The 15,529-nt window shown below is 41.0% G+C and carries 18 protein-coding genes; 3 read left to right on the top strand and 15 right to left on the bottom strand.

Annotation, left to right across the window (positions count from 1 at the left end):
* Positions 1–38 precede the first annotated feature (38 nt).
* The 3 genes from I6H64_RS02635 to rpsO form a co-directional block, all read right to left on the bottom strand.
* Complete coding sequence (locus I6H64_RS02635) at positions 39–908, bottom strand: hypothetical protein (RefSeq protein ID WP_008841326.1); 870 nt, start codon at positions 906–908, stop codon at positions 39–41.
* Positions 908–2,611 (bottom strand): ribonuclease J, encoded by a 1,704-nt coding sequence (locus I6H64_RS02630; RefSeq protein ID WP_008841327.1) that lies wholly within the window; start codon positions 2,609–2,611, stop codon positions 908–910. The genes I6H64_RS02635 and I6H64_RS02630 overlap by 1 nt, the downstream gene beginning before the upstream one ends.
* A gap of 453 nt (positions 2,612–3,064) precedes the next feature.
* Positions 3,065–3,334 carry a 30S ribosomal protein S15 gene (rpsO, locus tag I6H64_RS02625; protein WP_002830470.1) on the bottom strand — a complete coding sequence of 90 codons (270 nt, stop codon included), beginning with the start codon at positions 3,332–3,334 and terminating at the stop codon, positions 3,065–3,067.
* Between the two features lie 203 nt (positions 3,335–3,537).
* Between rpsO and rpsT the strand changes: the two genes are divergently transcribed.
* The gene (gene rpsT / locus I6H64_RS02620; protein ID WP_002830471.1) at positions 3,538–3,792 is read left to right on the top strand and encodes a 30S ribosomal protein S20; all 255 of its coding nucleotides are present in this window, start codon (positions 3,538–3,540) and stop codon (positions 3,790–3,792) included.
* 26 nt (positions 3,793–3,818) lie between these two features.
* Here the strand turns inward: rpsT and holA are convergent, their stop codons facing one another.
* The 11 genes from holA to I6H64_RS02565 all read right to left on the bottom strand — a co-directional run bounded on the left by holA (position 3,819) and on the right by I6H64_RS02565 (position 13,994).
* Positions 3,819–4,838 (bottom strand): DNA polymerase III subunit delta, encoded by a 1,020-nt coding sequence (holA, locus tag I6H64_RS02615; protein WP_002830472.1) that lies wholly within the window; start codon positions 4,836–4,838, stop codon positions 3,819–3,821.
* Entirely contained in the window at positions 4,835–7,093 is a 2,259-nt protein-coding gene (locus I6H64_RS02610) for a DNA internalization-related competence protein ComEC/Rec2 (RefSeq protein ID WP_008841330.1), read from the bottom strand. Before I6H64_RS02610 ends, holA begins: the two co-directional genes overlap by 4 nt.
* Positions 7,083–7,565: a ComE operon protein 2 gene (locus tag I6H64_RS02605; RefSeq protein ID WP_005921939.1), complete on the bottom strand. Its 483-nt coding sequence runs from the start codon at positions 7,563–7,565 to the stop codon at positions 7,083–7,085. The genes I6H64_RS02610 and I6H64_RS02605 overlap by 11 nt, the downstream gene beginning before the upstream one ends.
* A 14-nt stretch (positions 7,566–7,579) precedes the next feature.
* Entirely contained in the window at positions 7,580–8,260 is a 681-nt protein-coding gene (locus I6H64_RS02600; RefSeq protein ID WP_008841332.1) for a helix-hairpin-helix domain-containing protein, read from the bottom strand.
* Positions 8,261–8,319: 59 nt separating this feature from the next.
* The gene (gene coaD, locus I6H64_RS02595) at positions 8,320–8,802 is read right to left on the bottom strand and encodes a pantetheine-phosphate adenylyltransferase (protein ID WP_005921945.1); all 483 of its coding nucleotides are present in this window, start codon (positions 8,800–8,802) and stop codon (positions 8,320–8,322) included.
* A 32-nt stretch (positions 8,803–8,834) separates the two neighbouring features.
* Positions 8,835–9,389, bottom strand: a complete 555-nt coding sequence (gene rsmD, locus I6H64_RS02590) for a 16S rRNA (guanine(966)-N(2))-methyltransferase RsmD (RefSeq protein ID WP_056985190.1) — start codon at positions 9,387–9,389, stop codon at positions 8,835–8,837.
* On the bottom strand, positions 9,386–9,649 hold the full coding sequence (locus I6H64_RS02585) for a YlbG family protein (RefSeq protein ID WP_002830479.1): 264 nt from the start codon (positions 9,647–9,649) through the stop codon (positions 9,386–9,388). The genes rsmD and I6H64_RS02585 overlap by 4 nt, the downstream gene beginning before the upstream one ends.
* Entirely contained in the window at positions 9,650–10,852 is a 1,203-nt protein-coding gene (locus I6H64_RS02580) for an FtsW/RodA/SpoVE family cell cycle protein (RefSeq protein ID WP_008841335.1), read from the bottom strand.
* Between the two features lie 154 nt (positions 10,853–11,006).
* Positions 11,007–12,851, bottom strand: a complete 1,845-nt coding sequence (gene typA / locus I6H64_RS02575) for a translational GTPase TypA (protein ID WP_005918654.1) — start codon at positions 12,849–12,851, stop codon at positions 11,007–11,009.
* A gap of 77 nt (positions 12,852–12,928) precedes the next feature.
* Complete coding sequence (locus I6H64_RS02570) at positions 12,929–13,711, bottom strand: inositol monophosphatase family protein (protein ID WP_005918651.1); 783 nt, start codon at positions 13,709–13,711, stop codon at positions 12,929–12,931.
* The gene (locus I6H64_RS02565; protein WP_002830483.1) at positions 13,698–13,994 is read right to left on the bottom strand and encodes a UPF0223 family protein; all 297 of its coding nucleotides are present in this window, start codon (positions 13,992–13,994) and stop codon (positions 13,698–13,700) included. The genes I6H64_RS02570 and I6H64_RS02565 overlap by 14 nt, the downstream gene beginning before the upstream one ends.
* Positions 13,995–14,076: 82 nt before the next feature.
* On the opposite strand from I6H64_RS02565, the gene def reads away from it, so the two are divergent.
* Positions 14,077–14,631, top strand: coding sequence for a peptide deformylase (def, locus tag I6H64_RS02560; protein ID WP_002831966.1), 555 nt, complete (start codon positions 14,077–14,079; stop codon positions 14,629–14,631).
* 70 nt (positions 14,632–14,701) lie between these two features.
* Here def and I6H64_RS02555 read toward each other — a convergent pair whose 3' ends face one another.
* Positions 14,702–15,160, bottom strand: coding sequence for a hypothetical protein (locus I6H64_RS02555; RefSeq protein WP_008841338.1), 459 nt, complete (start codon positions 15,158–15,160; stop codon positions 14,702–14,704).
* A gap of 152 nt (positions 15,161–15,312) precedes the next feature.
* On the opposite strand from I6H64_RS02555, the gene I6H64_RS02550 reads away from it, so the two are divergent.
* Positions 15,313–15,528, top strand: a complete 216-nt coding sequence (locus I6H64_RS02550) for a DNA-directed RNA polymerase subunit epsilon (RefSeq protein WP_002830487.1) — start codon at positions 15,313–15,315, stop codon at positions 15,526–15,528.
* Position 15,529: the final 1 nt, after the last annotated feature.

Genomic DNA, 15,529 nt, shown 5'->3' with positions numbered 1-15,529 from the left:
TTTGTAAACTAAAATATTATAATTATTTGGCTTTTTTATTAACTAGTCATAATACTGTTCATGATTTTGTTTAAGCTGTGAAATTGTTTCACCTCTTTTCCAGCCAGAAACTGGGCCTGCAATGCCGCCAGCCATCCCGTAGCCGTGGCAAAAACCCGCTCTGGAAAGGGAAATGCTAAATCGTACATTAGCCCCGCTTGCTGAATCAATAACTCTGCCTGAACCGGATCTGCACTTTGTTCAATTAATCGCATAAGTTCTTTACGTAAACGACCGACATCAATTTGGGCTGGGACCACCCGATAGCTTTTTTCGTCAAGCCAAATAAAATCTAATTCGCGTTCAACCCGTAAATCAACCAGGTCTTTTAGAATTGAAACGCGGGTAAGTTGGTTTAAGTACGGGTCGACTAAGTTAAAACTTGCTGCCCGAATATAGTTTTTTTGTGGCAAGTGGTATGCTTGCTTAATTGCTTTTATCTGATCCGCTAATTGACGATCACCGAGATGATAAAAATGGCGTTCATCGGCCCGCACGCTTTGCGGAAAATCTTCCTGATAGCGGACTTCGGCTTCTTCGAGGCGCGTCACCATCGCCGGTATTTTCATCTGCTGATCGGCTGACGCTAAAGTTTTCCACGCCACAATGAAATTATTAGTAGCAATTAACGCCCCTAAATAATCCGCAAAAACTCCCGGATGATGCAAAAAATTGGTCGACTGATTTGCGACCAATTGTAATGCTTCAGAATATTGTTGATTAGCAACGTAAAAATGGTTTAATAATTCCGCAACCTGGGTGGTAGGCGTCTTTTCGTCAAGTTCTTCCAAAATTTGGATCGCTTGGGCTTGTTTACCATCATCCCAGAGTTCTTTAGCCTGGGTGAGTTGTTCATCAATTTCCTTCATTATTTTTTCTTACTAACCTTTTTAGCTTTTTTATGGTGCTGATTAACTTCCATAATCACTGGCAAAATTACCGGACGCCGCTTAGTTTGGTCGTAAAGGTACTTACCTAATTTGTCGCGGACATCTTGTTTCAAATGCCCCCAATCAAATTCTTTGTTATCTAAGTTAGCTTGCACGGTTTTCTTAACCAGTTTAGAACTTTCTTCAATTAGATCGCCGCTTGCTTTAACATACACAAACCCTTTTGAAGTGATCTTAGGTTCCTTAATAATAATTTTCTTCTTCCGATCAATGGTAACTACCGCAACAAACACTCCATCTTCGGAAAGGATTTTTCGGTCCCTTAGCACAATGTTACCAATGTCACCGACCCCGATTCCATCGATCATTGTATTGCCAACTTCAATACCCTTACCATGGAACATTTCACCATCCTGGTACTCTAAAACGTCACCTTTATTGACGATGAAAATTTGTTCTGGTTTCATTCCAACCTGTTCAGCTAGTTCTTGGTGAGCCGCCAACAAACGGTACTCACCCTGAATTGGAATCAAAATCTGGGGCTTAATTAAATTCAGCATCAACTGTAAATCGTTACGACTTGCGTGCCCGTTTGCATTAGCGCGGTCAGAAATCGACTTAACTTCGGCTCCCGCCCGGTAGAGCATATCCTTAGTCTTCGCAAAGGTTGTTTCCATTGCGTGGGAAGGGTTGGTAGCAATTAAAACTAAATCACCCTGCTCAATTCGTAATTTTCCTCGACGACGAGAAGCCATTTTTTGTAAGGCTTTGATTGGCTCGCCTAACTTACCCGTTTCTAAAACGATGGTTTCTTCTGGAGCAAGCTTATCAAGTTTATTTAACGGAACGATTAAGTCATCGTCTGGAATATTAATCTTATTCAATTTAATCGCCGTATTAACGATTTTTTCTAAATCGTGACCCGTCAAAACAACTTTGCGTCCCGACTGAACAGCCGCGTCGATTACTTGCTGAATTCGTAAAATATTCGATGCTACGGAAGCGACCACTACCCGGCCTTCGTGATACTTGATGATTTCAGCGATGCTTGCTGCAATTTCGGTTTCGTTAGAAGGCCGTTCAAAGTTTTCTGCGTTAGCTGAATCACTCAATAACGCAATTACCTTCTTAGTACCAATTTGGGCTAACCGTCCAAAATCAGTCGCGTATCCATCTGTAGCGGTTTGATCAAACTTGAAATCTCCGGTGTATACGATTCGTCCTTCATCACAATCCAAGACGATTCCTAATGAATCTGGAATGGTATGCGTAGTTTTGAAAAACGAGACCGTCACGTCCCCAAAATCAATTTCCTTCTTCTCGTCCACCACGTGGAAGTTTTTAAATTTGCGTAAGTCGGGGTCATCATTGACCGTAATTTTTGCCAACGCAATTGTCATTTCCGAACCGAATACCGGCACCTCAATTTCCTTCAAAAAGTAAGGTAATGCTCCAATGGCATCCGCATGGCCGTGGGTCAAGAACACCCCGACAATTCGGTCTTTATTTTCAACTAGATACGAGAAATCCGGAATTACTATGTCAATTCCCAATAACTCGTTTTCTGGGTACTTAAGCCCACAATCCAAAATATAAATATCATTATGGATTTCAACTGCATACATATTTTTTCCGTTTTCGCGAACGCCGCCAAACGGAATGATTTTTATAACATCACTCATTTTTTCACCTACATTAAATATTCTTTAGTTTCCGCACAATTTATATACTGCTTTAATTTTAGCATAGATTAATTGTCAAAAACAAAAAGCACGCAGGAAGACTTTGGCGTTCACTTTATCTATACGGTAAAATTTATCTAACAAATTTCTCTAAATTGACTACGGCCAGTGCTTGGTCTGCCGTTAACACATTAGTAAAACACCCCCCATTTTTAATGCCGCTCATTTAGCAATTAGGAGGTTTTTTATTTAAAAATTTACTTTTCGCTTCCAAATAAAAAGCAGTCTCGCGCTCTGGAGACTGCTCCAATTTAACTAACTATTTTAGGATTTCAATAATTTATTAACCAGCTGATTAAGTCAACTTAATTATTAAGCAGAACTCCCTCGTATTTTTTTAAGGCAAACAAAAAAGCCCCGCATCGAGATGCAGAGGGCTTTATCTGACCAATCTTAACGACGAAGGCCAAGACTCTTGATTAATTCACGGTAACGTTGTACGTCTGTCTTACGTAGGTAAGCAAGTAAGTTACGACGATGACCGATCTTCTTCATCAATCCACGTTGTGAATGGAAGTCTTTCCGGTGAACACGGATGTGTTCGTTGATTTCGTTAATGTCTGCTGTCAAAACTGCGATTTGTACTTCTGCAGAACCTGTATCGCCTTCGTGACGAGCGTATTTTGCAATAATTTCGTTCTTCTTTGCTTGTGAAATTGCCATTTTATCCACCTCATTCTTTAAATTGCCCAAGACTGAGTAAATCGTCGGCAGATCGATAGACTAAGTAATGGGTTTGCTTTTATAAGCACATCCTAGTTTACCGAAACTCAAAACTTTTTTCAAGTTTATTCGAGCATTGCATTAATAACGTACTTTCTGTATAATACTACTGTTGTATTAAGCATACTCTGGAGGTGAATAATATGCCAGTTATCAAATCTGCAATGAAACGTGTTCGTACAAACGAAAAAGCTGCTGCTCGCAACCGTTCGCAATTGAGCGCAATGCGTACCAGCATCAAAGCATTTGAAATTGCTGCTAAGAACAACGCTGAAAACGCTAATGAACTTTTAAACACAGCTTACAGCCGTATTGACCGTGCTAAAACAAAGGGTCTTATCAAGGCTAACAACGCTGGACGTAAGAAGTCTCGCTTAGCAAAAATGCTTGCTAAATAAAAAAGCACCGGTGATCCGGTGTTTTTTTATTGCCATCCATTTTTAAATTTAACTAGAAACAACTCAAAGAGTTCCTGCGGGGGTCTTTGGGTTGTTTTTAATTGCTCTTCTAAATCAAGCAATCCGAGAAAAGCACGTTTGAGGCTAGCCATATCAAATTGGCGCACCGCCTGCATAGCTAATTTAATTCGGTACGGATGGGCCTTTAATTCTTGAGCAAGTTTACCTTGAGAAAATCCCCGTTCCGTTAAAATTTTAACCTGTAAGAGTAACCGAAATTGACTAACTAAGGCGGCGTTAATTCGCAATGGTTGCTCTTGGTTAAGCAACAAGACGGAATAGTCCGCAATCGACTGTCGCACATCCCCCTTCATCAACACCTTAATCAAATCAAAAACATTTTGGGTCAGACTTTTGGGAACGAGTTTTTGTACCGCCTCTAGGTCAATGTGCTTCGAATCCGCTGCGTAAACGGTCAATTTTTCCAATTCATTAATCACTTGCGCTAAATTATTTCCCGTTCGTAAAATCAATTCTTCGACTGCCGGGCTGGCAATTTGAATTTGACGCTCGTTAACAAACTGTTGAATTAACTGCCGAGTATCAGCCTCTTTGGGCGGGTTAGCGTCAATAACGGTGGCCTGCTTTTTCAAATCTTTGACGATTTTTTTTCGGCCATCCAATTTTTCATATTTAGCAGCAAACACTAAAATAGTCGTGGGTTCGGGTTGCTTCAAGTAATTAATTAAGCCGTCCAAATTAAACTTAACTTTAGTTTTTTCACCAGTTAGAAAAACCGGATTATTAGCAATCACCAGCCGATAGTCCCCAAAAAATGGTGAGGATTGCGCATCGTCTAATAACAAGCCTAAATCGGTATTTTCTAAGTCATACGTTCCAACATTCATCACTTGCTGGTCTTCTGGGATTAGCGCGGTTAGTATTTTTTTGGCTGCGTTTTGAATGTAGTTATCCGGCCCTTCAATCAAATAGATTGGCTGAAGGTTACCTTTAGCAACATCCTTTTTTAAATCAGTAAGTTTCATTGAACAATGCTTCCTTTTTTATCAATTCCTACCTTCCATCTTCCCATACCATTAAAAAAATATCTATAAGAAATCATCCCGTAATCTTGGGTAGAAACGACCGGAATTCGTAATCGTTGCAGGCGCTCAATCACTTCCGCATTTGGATGGCCGTACCGGTTATTTCGTCCCGCCGAAACGACCGCTAATTTAGGGGAAATTGCGGATAACAATTCAGGCGAATTAGCAGTCTTGCTGCCATGGTGTCCCAATTTAAAAATGTCCACCTTACCAACCAATTCTGGATTTTGTAGTAGTTTCTGTTCACCACTAATGTCTAAATCACCAGACAATAAAATTCTTTTTCCGCCAAATTTACCTTCCAGCACTAAAGAATCTTCGTTTGCGCCCTTCCCCGGCCGTTCCGGATATAAAATTTGCAGCGGTAGTCGGGAAACTTGAGCACCTTTTAAAACCTCAACGATCCGGGTTTGGTGGAGATAGGGCAAAATTTGGTAACGGAAGTTATCCGTTTTTTCTACCCCGGCGGGAAAGAGCAGCTGTTGGACCTTTAAATTTTGCAAAACCGCCTTTACTTCTCCAATGTGGTCAACGTCTTGGTGGGTCAAACAAAGTGTATCAATCTTACTAATGCCGATGCTTTGTAAATAATTAATTGAACTATTCTTAGCAATTGTAGAGGTCTGCTTTTGCCGGGAGCCAAACCGTAACTTACCACCCGTGTCCACCATGGTTACCGATCGGTTAAAAGGCTCCCGAATTAAAATACTGTCTCCTTGACCGACGTCAAAGAACGTAACCTCTCCAAAAGGCAGTAAACGAAAATAAACTCCCGTCGCTATCCAAGTTAACCAATAAACTTTAAAAAGTCGTTTCTTCAAGGTCTGTGCATCCGTGGATACAATTTTAAGTGCAATCACTAAAAGAAACATCACCAACCAGCGACTAGGCTTTCCGATTAGTAAAAGTCCTGGAAGCTGATCTAACCGTTGCAATCCCCACTCTATCCCGATAATCACCTGATTAATCACGCTGGCAGTGAGTGGGAAACAAAAAGCTATTAAAACAGCCGGGATCACTAAGCTTGAAAAAAGCGGTACGCATAGTAAATTAAAAAGGACCGTCAAAAGGTGAATTTTGTACATCGAAAAGAGGATAATCGGTATTTCTATCAAAAATAGTTTAAATGAAATTTTTAAACTGCTAGTGGTACTTTGACTAATCAAAACTAGGGATAGCAAGTAACTTAGCTGACCACCCATTTGAAGCAGCACGAATGGATTCAGCCATAGATTAATCAATAAAACTATGCACCAGGCCTCTACGCCACCCCCAAAATCCAACCGTAGTCGTTGTGCCACCAGCTTAATTAAAATTAGTGTGACTGCCCGAAAAAGGCTTGTACTTCCTCCTCCAAGCACGAAATAAATCGGTAAAACTACCATTTGTATGGTAAACAAAGTTTCCCGATCGATTCGCAACCAGATTCCTATTTTTTCAATCAACTTGATGAAGTAAAAAACGTGTAATCCCGAAATACAAAATAAGTGAATAATACCTAAATTACGCAGTTTTTCACTATTTTCTTTTAGAAAATCGGTCTGCTCGCCCAAAATGATTCCCGCGCAATAACTACGCAACGGTTCTGCAAACTGCTGACAGCGGTCTAATAACTTCTTCCGCCAGTGGTGCATCCATGCTTGGTAACTCTTTAAGGGGAGTTGTCGAACATTGATCAGCTGCGTCTTGTTTAAGTTATAGTAGACCTTTTTACCGTACATAATGCGGCGAAAATCAAATTGGTTCACGTTGGTTGGTTGCGCTAACGGTCCCAGATTTCCCGCAACTTCTAGTTGTAAATCTTGCGAATTATTTTGGAAGCTTTGCTGTAATTTGGGGGACTCCAGCGGGATAAAAGCCTGAACTCCTTGGTGATCAAAACTATTATTAAACGCTCGGATGCTGATCCCATCTTCTCGAATTTTGACCTCATCAGGGTGCACGTTTAAGATTATCCGCACATTTTCATAACTTTTCTGATGTTGCCCGATAAAATGACTCACGTGACTAAAATGCCACCCAAAAAGCAATCCCAACGTCACAACTTGTATCACTGGGAAAAGCTGCCGCAACCAACAAACCCGGCCAAACCAAACAAATAGCAATACTAAAAAAACTATTGAACGAGTAAAAACGTATCCCGCCAGCAAAAAGATCGTCACCGTTGCCCAAATTAAAGAACTACTACTTTCCATCCTTTAATAAAGTTTTGATATCGATTTTAGCTAAATCTTCGTCCGTAAACTTAATTTGCTTAACGGCAACGTTTTTACGTTTCAAAAGTGCTACTGCATAAGGGTCGTTATTATAGTTTCGTAAATAATTAATTTTCACGATGCCCGTTTGTAAAAGCATTTTGGTACATTGCAGACACGGAAAGTCGGTAACGTAAATCTCCGCTCCGTCAGTTGCCACGCCAAATTTAGAGCATTGCAACACCGCGTTCATTTCAGCATGAATTGTCCGCACGCAATGGCCATCAACTAAGTAGCATCCTTCGTCTAAGCAATGCACGTCGCCGCTAACCGATCCGTTGTATCCTCCAGCAATTACGCGCCGGTCGCGGACAATAATTGCTCCGACAGAAAGCCGTTTGCACGTGCTCCGTAGCGATAATAATAGTGCCTGTGTCATGAAATATTGGTCCCAATCAATTCTTTTATCCATTTTAACCATCCTTTTTAAACCGTAATTGAATCCTTTAAACCTGCAAAAATTTTATCACCAATTCCTTGAACCTGCTTTAAATCATCAATGGTTTTAAAGCCACCCTGTTCTTCCCGATAGCTAATAATCTGATCCGCCTTTTTATCTCCAATCCCGTTTAACGTTAACAAAGCATTTTTATCAGCCGTATTGATGTTTACTAACTCACCAGCCGATGAAGAACTTGCCAGGCTTTCATTTCCAGCATTGCCAGCGGTTCCCATTAACTGCTTAGGATCAAAGTCCTTAATTTCTCCTTTAATGGGTATGTACACTACCTGTTGGTCACTTAATTGTAAAGCCATATTAATGTTTTTGCGGTCCGCAGATTCAGTCAATCCGCCAGCCAGTTCAATTCCGTCGACGACCCGCATCCCCGGTTTTACTTCATAAACTCCCGGTTTTTTAACCGCACCCTTTACGTCCACCATTAGCTTCTGCTTACCAGCTGATTTTTGAACACTATCAGTCGAAGGGTTGCTAGTTACAGAGCTAGATTGAGCTTCCGAACCCGCCATCATCACTTCTGAGTTTTCTTGTGGGGACTGCACAGTATTCTTCGGCCGTAGCAAACTAACAACTAACAAAATAGCCGCCATCAAGATGCTTCCTATTATAATTGGTTTTTGGTATTTTTCCCAAATTTCTTCCCACATTTTCACCCCTCCTCAACTATATATACAAAAAAAGACCGGAATTTCTTCCAGTCTTTAGTTTATTTATTTTTTAGTCGACTTTTAAGCTGTAGCTCCACTGCTTCCGGTACTAACCCGTGGATGCTACCACCCATTTTCACCACTTCTTTAATTAAACTTGAAGAGGTAAAGTTCCATTTAGGATCAGCTGGCAAAAAGACGGTTTCAACTTGTTCGGCTAAAAATTGGTTCATTTGTGCGACTTGTGTCTCAAAATCAAGGTCGGCGGCGTTCCGGACGCCACGTACCAAAACGTCCGCATTTAATTCTTTAAAAGTATCCACCGTCAACCCTCTAGACGTGGTAAAGCTCACGTTCTCCAAGTCCTGCATCGCCATCGTCAACAAGTTAACCCGCTCTTGAGGAGAAAATAACGGCTGCTTATTAGTATTAATAGCGACCACTACCACCAGCTCATCAAAGATTTGCGCAGCACGGCGAATCAAATCCACGTGTCCGTTAGTAACCGGGTCAAAACTTCCCGCATAAAGTGCCTTCGTCATTATGTTTTGCTTCCTTACTTAAAATATTTTATCTAGCTACCCGCCTTGTAGATAACAATCTTAGTAATACCGTAGCGTTGCTCACGTGTTTTAGCTAACCAGCCAATTTGGGCGGGCAATTCGACTTCTTCACTAGTTTCACAGACAATGGTGACGTCTTTAGCAAGTAAATCTAGCTCCATCAGGGACACAATATCTTGGGCGATGGTTTGCAACGCGTATGGCGGGTCAAAAAAGACCATGTTATACGATACCGCCTGCTTCGCTAAATTATGAATCACTTTTTTGGTATCACCTTTAATTATCTGAAACTGCTCCGAATGTTTCGTTACCTGTACATTATCCCGAATAGTCTTAATTGCCGCCATTTGCTTATCGATCAAGGTTGCTTGTTCCATGCCCCGCGAGACCGCCTCAATAGCGAGCCCGCCGCTACCAGCATACATGTCTAAAACGGCGCCACCGGTAAAATATGGCCCGATAATATTAAATACATTTTCCTTAATTTTATCAGTCGTGGGCCGGGTTTTCATCCCTGGGACCGCCTTTAACCGTCGGCCACCAAAATCACCAGAAATAATTCTCATTGTTCATCTTCCTCTGTTATCGTATAGTCCTCATCGTAGTTGACTCGCAAATCAGCGCGTGGTGAAATATACGCCGTACGCACAAAATTAAAACTGCGAATTTTTTTCAGCGTTTCCGCTGCGTCAGCTCGGTTAACATACAAAATCAAGTAATGCATCTCTTTGGACAAATAATTAATATCCCCTAGCTTCTTCAAAGCCGTAACTTTTTTTAGGTGACTAAAGAAAATTACGATGCTTTGCCGTTCAGTTATCTCCATTTATTTTGCTTCCCTTTGCTCTATTCTTTGGCTTCTTTTTTGTGAAGCACTAATATTTAACAAAACGCCAATGGTGGCAGATAAAACAATCATACTCGACCCCCCGTAGCTAATAAAGGGAAAAGTTACCCCCGTAATCGGGATCAAGCCGGTAATTCCACCAACGTTGAAAAAGGTTTGAACTACTAAATAAGTCGCAATTCCGTAGCAAATTAACGTATCGTACATCCGGTTTGACTTGGTACCTAAGATAATTGCCCGGAAAATAATCACGAAGAGCACCGAAATAATGATAATCACCATAATTAACCCTAACTCTTCAGCTACCACGGACATGATGAAGTCGGTATTTGCTTCTGGCAAGTATCCTTTTTTCTGAATACTATTTCCTAAGCCAACACCAAATATCCCACCATTACCGAGCGCGTAATAAGAATTAACTAATTGGTTTCCGGCTCCTTTGGATAGCTCAAACGGGTGTGCAAAGCCGACCAACCTTTGCAGCATGTAATTGGAGGTGTTGACGTCAATTTTAGAAGCTACCGTCGTCAACAACCCAAAAAAGACTGCCAAACCCGCAAAAATTATTGCAACACTTTGCCGATAATTTTTCCCAGCTGCCAAGAAGAGCACAATTGCAATCGCTGCGTTAATTGTGGAACCCCCTAAATCGTGTTCCAAAAAATTTAGTACGATTAGCCCGAATACAATAACGGCCGGGCTCCAGGTCGTCTTCGCTGAAATCTCGTCACCTAATTCCATGCGGTGCTGGTGCAACGACAAGATATTAGCTAAGTAAAGAATGATGAACAGTTTTAAGTACTCAGCCGGCTGGATCCCAAACGAACCAATATAAATCCAACCAGTGGCTCCGTTAGTGTTAGGGCCAAAGAAAATTAAGTATATTGACGCCAAAAATAGTGCCACAAATGCGAACATCAAAATTTTCTTATTTCGAAAAACTTTTTTGTTCATCAAAAAGACTAGCAAGGTAATCACAAATCCAACGGCTACCCACACCGCTTGCTTCAGCAAATAGCTTTTAGCGCTAATCCCATTTTGAATATAGTAGTCTGCACTGGCCGAATATACCATAATGATCCCAAAAATACTTAGCAACACGTATGGAAAAACGACCCATAAATCTAGGTCTGGAAGCCGCCGCTTTAATTTTTGCGGCAGCCAATTGATAATGCTTTGCATTGTTATCCACCTTTATCCTAATAATACTGTTCTATTATATCCTATATTTTCTCCGGAAAATTAAAAAGAGGCCGAGAAAATTTTTCCCGACCCCTTCTTAAGAAGAACTTAAACAGCGTTATTTTCTAACGTGTTTACGTAAACCTGATATTTATTATTTTTTAGCAGCCATTTTACGTTTCTTAGCCGCTTTTTCACGTTCGTTAGTATTTAAGATTTGCTTACGGAGACGAATATTTTCTGGTGTAACTTCACAGTATTCATCTTCATTTAAGAATTCAAGGGATTCTTCAAGCGTCATGTGTAATGGTGCTTTAACCTTAGCAATATCTTCAGAACCAGCAGCCCGGACGTTAGTTTGGTTCCGTCCCCGGGTGATATTTACTGAAATATCATTTTCCCGGCTGTTTTGACCAACGATCATTCCTTCGTATACTTCGGTTCCGGCATCAGTAAAGATTACCCCGCGATCTTGGATTGCCATGATTGCGTATGTGGTTACCTTACCTGAGTTAATGGATACCAAAGTACCGTTACGACGACCCGGGTTCCAATTCTTAATCACTGGTAGATATTCTTGGAAAGTATGGTTCATAATTCCGTATCCCCGAGTCATTGAAAGGAATTCGGTTGAGTACCCGATTAATCCGCGTGAAGGAGCTAAGAAAGTCAACCGAGTTTGTCCGTTTCCGGTTGATTCCATGTTCTTCATTTCACCTTTACGTTGTGAAAGTGAATCGATAACTGAACCAGTATATTCATCAGGAGTATCAATTTGAACTGATTCAAACGGTTCGCACATCTTACCGTCAACTTCTTTAAGGATAACTTCTGGACGAGAAACTTGTAGTTCGTAGCCTTCGCGACGAAGCATTTCAATCAAGATTGAAAGATGTAGTTCCCCACGGCCAGAAACAACCCAAGCACCGGGATCATCAGTATCGTCAACTCGTAAGGAAACGTCCGTATGCAATTCTTGCTTCAAACGTTGTTCCAATTGACGTGAAGTAACAAATTTTCCTTCCCGACCAGCAAAAGGCGAATCGTTAGTTCTGAAGGTCATTTGCAAAGTTGGTTCGTCAATCCGCAAAACTGGCAATGCTTCTGGGTGTTCGGCATCTGCAACGGTTTCCCCAACGAAAATGTCTTCCATCCCGGAAACGGCAATTAAATCACCGGCCTTAGCTTCCTTAATTTCCAACCGTTTCAAGCCAAAGTAACCAAATAGCTTAGTAACCCGGAAGTTCTTCTTACTACCATCCAACTTCATTACGGTAACGTTATCGCCAACCTTAATGGTACCGCGGAATACCCGACCAATTCCGATCCGACCCACGAAATCGTTATAATCAAGCATTGCTACTTGGAATTGAAGTGGTTGATCAGAAGTATCTTCCGGAGCAGGAATGGTCTTCACAATCGTGTCAAAAATTGGTTTCATCGTGTGTTCTTGTTCTGCAGGATCTGAGGAGAAGCTTGAAGTTCCGTTCAAAGCTGAAGCGTAAACCACTGGGAATTCAAGTTGATCTTCGTCAGCACCAAGTTCAATGAACAAGTCCAAAACTTCGTCAACTACTTCTTCAGGACGAGCACCGGGGCGGTCGATTTTGTTAACTACCACGATTGGAGTTAAGTGTTGTTCCAAAGCTTTCTTCAATACGAACCGGGTTTGCGGCATGGTACCTTCAAATGCGTCCACAACTAACAAAACCCCGTCAACCATGCGCATGATCCGTTCTACTTCACCACCGAAGTCCGCATGTCCTGGAGTATCTAAGATATTAATTTGCTTGTCGCCATAACGAACAGCCGTATTCTTAGAAAGAATGGTAATTCCACGTTCCTTTTCGATTGCGTTGGAGTCTAACGCCCGATCTTCGATTTGAACGTGTTCATCTAACGTGTCCGATTGTTTTAACAATTCATTAACTAACGTTGTTTTACCGTGGTCAACGTGAGCAATAATCGCAATATTTCTAATATCGTCTCTTAATTTCAAAATTTGTTTCTCCCTTTCGTTTTGCAATGGCTTTACATAAAAAAACCTGTGACTCATTGTTCGGTCACAGCACAAGCTCATTTTACTATGTTCATTATAGTAGCAAATGCCTTTTTCGTAGCAACTAGTACAACGCCCGATTTTAGCATATTAAGTGGGCTTCCGTCAATACGGTCAACCATGAGTCCCAATACCATCGCTAAAGCGTTTCCAGCCGCAAAATCCCACGGTTTAAGCGTGGATGCATAGCCGACTTGCTTACCTAAAATCACTCGGCTAAATTCAATTCCCGCACTTCCTAAGACCCGTGAACCTAAGCTTTGTGCCTCAATTGTTTGAAAATTAAATTTATTTGCAATTAACATCGGACCGCTTAGCCCTACCAATCCCTCTGCTAACGGCAGATTTTCCGGCGAGGTTAGTTTCACTTCGTTACAATAGGCGGCACCCAGTCCTGGCCCTCCATGTAGCAATCGGTCACGCATCACGTCGTAAATATAACCCAAAATTGGGTGTCCGTCCTCATACAACGCAACCATTACGGCAAAGTCTTCACCCTGTTTTACAAAGTTCATGGTACCATCGATCGGATCGATTACCCACACTAAACCAGTAGAATCAGTGATTTGACGTTCAGTTTCTTCTGCCAATATTTTAGCTGGCTGCAATAACGGTTCTAAGAAGGCAATGATCCTTTGCTGGTTTTCTTTATCTAGCGAAGTTACTAAATCACGCCGCCCCGTTTTTTGTCCAACAGCATAATGTTTTTGCATTTGTTCTAAAATAAATTGGCGATCCTGCCGCAAAAAATCACAAATTTGTTGATCAATTTGTTCTAATTGGGTTTTAGTGATATCCATTTTCGGTCACCTTAATAATTTTTACACCTTCATCACGAAGTTGTTTAACTGCTTGAAACGGCTGCATTCCTGAATTTTGTTCAAATTCACGATAAATTCGTTTCTCTTCACTTTTATTCGGAACCACTTGCCGAAATTTGTCGTAGGCGTTCTTTAACGTTTGCTTTTTAACGCCCTTTTGATAGCTTTCTTCAATTTTAGTAAAGAAATCTACTACGTCCGTAATCTCTTGAACATTCCACCGTTCGTCCAACGGATAGCTAAAATTTTCCTTAATTCCCACAATGCTACCTCACTAAAGATTTATTTTGTATTCTCTTTAATCTATATTATACTTAATATCAGACAAATTGGAGGTTTTTATCTTGATTAAAATGAATGATATCACGCGAGATGGTAATCCAGTTTTGCGCAAACGGGCCGAAAAGCTGACTTTTCCTCTCGATCCCAAGTATCTTAAAGTTGCTGACGAAATGATGGAATACCTAAAAAACAGCCAAGATCCTAAAATCGCTCAAAAATATCATTTAAGAGCGGGCGTTGGTTTGGCGGCTCCCCAAATTGGCCTATCAATCCAAATGGCCTCAGTTTTGGTTCCCGGACCAGATGACGAGATTATCTTTGAAGAAACCCTCGTAAATCCAGTTATCGTCAGTCAGTCCGTTCAAGTTGCTGCACTCGACGAAGGTGAAGGTTGCCTTTCAGTAGACAAAGAAGTCCCTGGCTACGTTCCCCGCTACGACCGGATCACCATTCGGTACCAAACCGTTGAAGGTGAAGAAAAAACTATAAAACTACGTGATTACCCCGCAATCGTATGTCAACATGAAATCGATCACCTTAAGGGAACCCTATTCTATGATCACATTAACAAAAAGGATCCATTTTCAATTGACGATAACGCCATTTTGATTGGTTAAAGATCATAAGAATGACAAAAGACGCAGGTTTCTCCATTATTTTAGGAGAAGCCCTGCGTCTTTTTATTTTCTATAATTTGCTTAAGTCCTTTAAGTAATTTTTAGTTTGCTCGTTAATCAGGTAAACTACATCAACCTCTAAAATGTTTTTGTTTGCCCATAAATCTGAAACACGCAACATCGGTTCTTGGTTTTCCATTAAATCTTTCCTTTGACAATACTGTGTTAGCCAATAATCAATTCGGTCACCCACATCTCTAAAATTGCCCTGGTCGTTAAGTTTAATCTTGTAGTTAAACCCCACAACTGCCTGTCCCCAAACATCTGCTACAGACGTACCGCGCTTAGTAACCAATACAAAACCCTGAGAACGCATTTGCTCAGCCACGAATCCCATGGCCTCATCAACGATGGTTTCGCCTGAGTTACGGACAATCGTCGCTGCTTTCGAAACCCTACGCCGTTTTATATAAACCATTAGCGCTAACACTGCCAGCACAAGCAACAATCCCAAAATGATTAATTTCATTGAACGTCCGTCCTTTCAAAACCCTAATTCTATACTTATAAGTACCGCTGTGATAAAATATTCTAAGATGCGTTGTAGCAATACAACTTATTGAACGGGAAAAACTTTATTTTTATTGGAACACATTTTTATTGAAGAAGGAAGGAAAAAACATGATCTTTAAAATTTATTATCAAGAATCAAAAAAAGAAATGCCACGCCGGGAGAACACACGCTCACTATATATTGAAGCTGACTCTCAACCAGAAGCAATTAAGCGTGTCGAAGACCACAATCCCGATTTTAACCTCGAACAAATTGAAGTTTTAGAGGGGAAAGCCCTTGAATACGAACAACAAGGGGTAAACTATAAGCTTGTGGAGTACTAAG

Source organism: Pediococcus acidilactici, from assembly GCF_016127815.1.
GTDB lineage: Bacteria > Bacillota > Bacilli > Lactobacillales > Lactobacillaceae > Pediococcus > Pediococcus acidilactici.
Note: the sequence above shows the minus strand (reverse complement) of the source record. Positions and strands in the feature narration are given on the sequence as shown.

Excerpts from the sequence above, each read along its gene's own strand:
- I6H64_RS02630 (WP_008841327.1), bottom strand. The coding sequence starts at position 2,611 with ATGAGTGATGTTATAAAAATCATTCCGTTTGGCGGCGTTCGCGAAAAC.
- I6H64_RS02555 (WP_008841338.1), bottom strand. The coding sequence starts at position 15,160 with ATGAAATTAATCATTTTGGGATTGTTGCTTGTGCTGGCAGTGTTAGCG.
- I6H64_RS02580 (WP_008841335.1), bottom strand. The coding sequence starts at position 10,852 with ATGCAAAGCATTATCAATTGGCTGCCGCAAAAATTAAAGCGGCGGCTT.
- I6H64_RS02605 (WP_005921939.1), bottom strand. The coding sequence starts at position 7,565 with ATGGATAAAAGAATTGATTGGGACCAATATTTCATGACACAGGCACTA.
- I6H64_RS02635 (WP_008841326.1), bottom strand. The coding sequence starts at position 908 with ATGAAGGAAATTGATGAACAACTCACCCAGGCTAAAGAACTCTGGGAT.
- rpsT (WP_002830471.1), top strand. The coding sequence starts at position 3,538 with ATGCCAGTTATCAAATCTGCAATGAAACGTGTTCGTACAAACGAAAAA.
- I6H64_RS02585 (WP_002830479.1), bottom strand. The coding sequence starts at position 9,649 with ATGGAGATAACTGAACGGCAAAGCATCGTAATTTTCTTTAGTCACCTA.
- coaD (WP_005921945.1), bottom strand. The coding sequence starts at position 8,802 with ATGACGAAGGCACTTTATGCGGGAAGTTTTGACCCGGTTACTAACGGA.
- I6H64_RS02570 (WP_005918651.1), bottom strand. The coding sequence starts at position 13,711 with ATGGATATCACTAAAACCCAATTAGAACAAATTGATCAACAAATTTGT.
- I6H64_RS02550 (WP_002830487.1), top strand. The coding sequence starts at position 15,313 with ATGATCTTTAAAATTTATTATCAAGAATCAAAAAAAGAAATGCCACGC.
- I6H64_RS02600 (WP_008841332.1), bottom strand. The coding sequence starts at position 8,260 with ATGTGGGAAGAAATTTGGGAAAAATACCAAAAACCAATTATAATAGGA.
- holA (WP_002830472.1), bottom strand. The coding sequence starts at position 4,838 with ATGAAACTTACTGATTTAAAAAAGGATGTTGCTAAAGGTAACCTTCAG.
- rpsO (WP_002830470.1), bottom strand. The coding sequence starts at position 3,334 with ATGGCAATTTCACAAGCAAAGAAGAACGAAATTATTGCAAAATACGCT.
- I6H64_RS02610 (WP_008841330.1), bottom strand. The coding sequence starts at position 7,093 with ATGGAAAGTAGTAGTTCTTTAATTTGGGCAACGGTGACGATCTTTTTG.
- rsmD (WP_056985190.1), bottom strand. The coding sequence starts at position 9,389 with ATGAGAATTATTTCTGGTGATTTTGGTGGCCGACGGTTAAAGGCGGTC.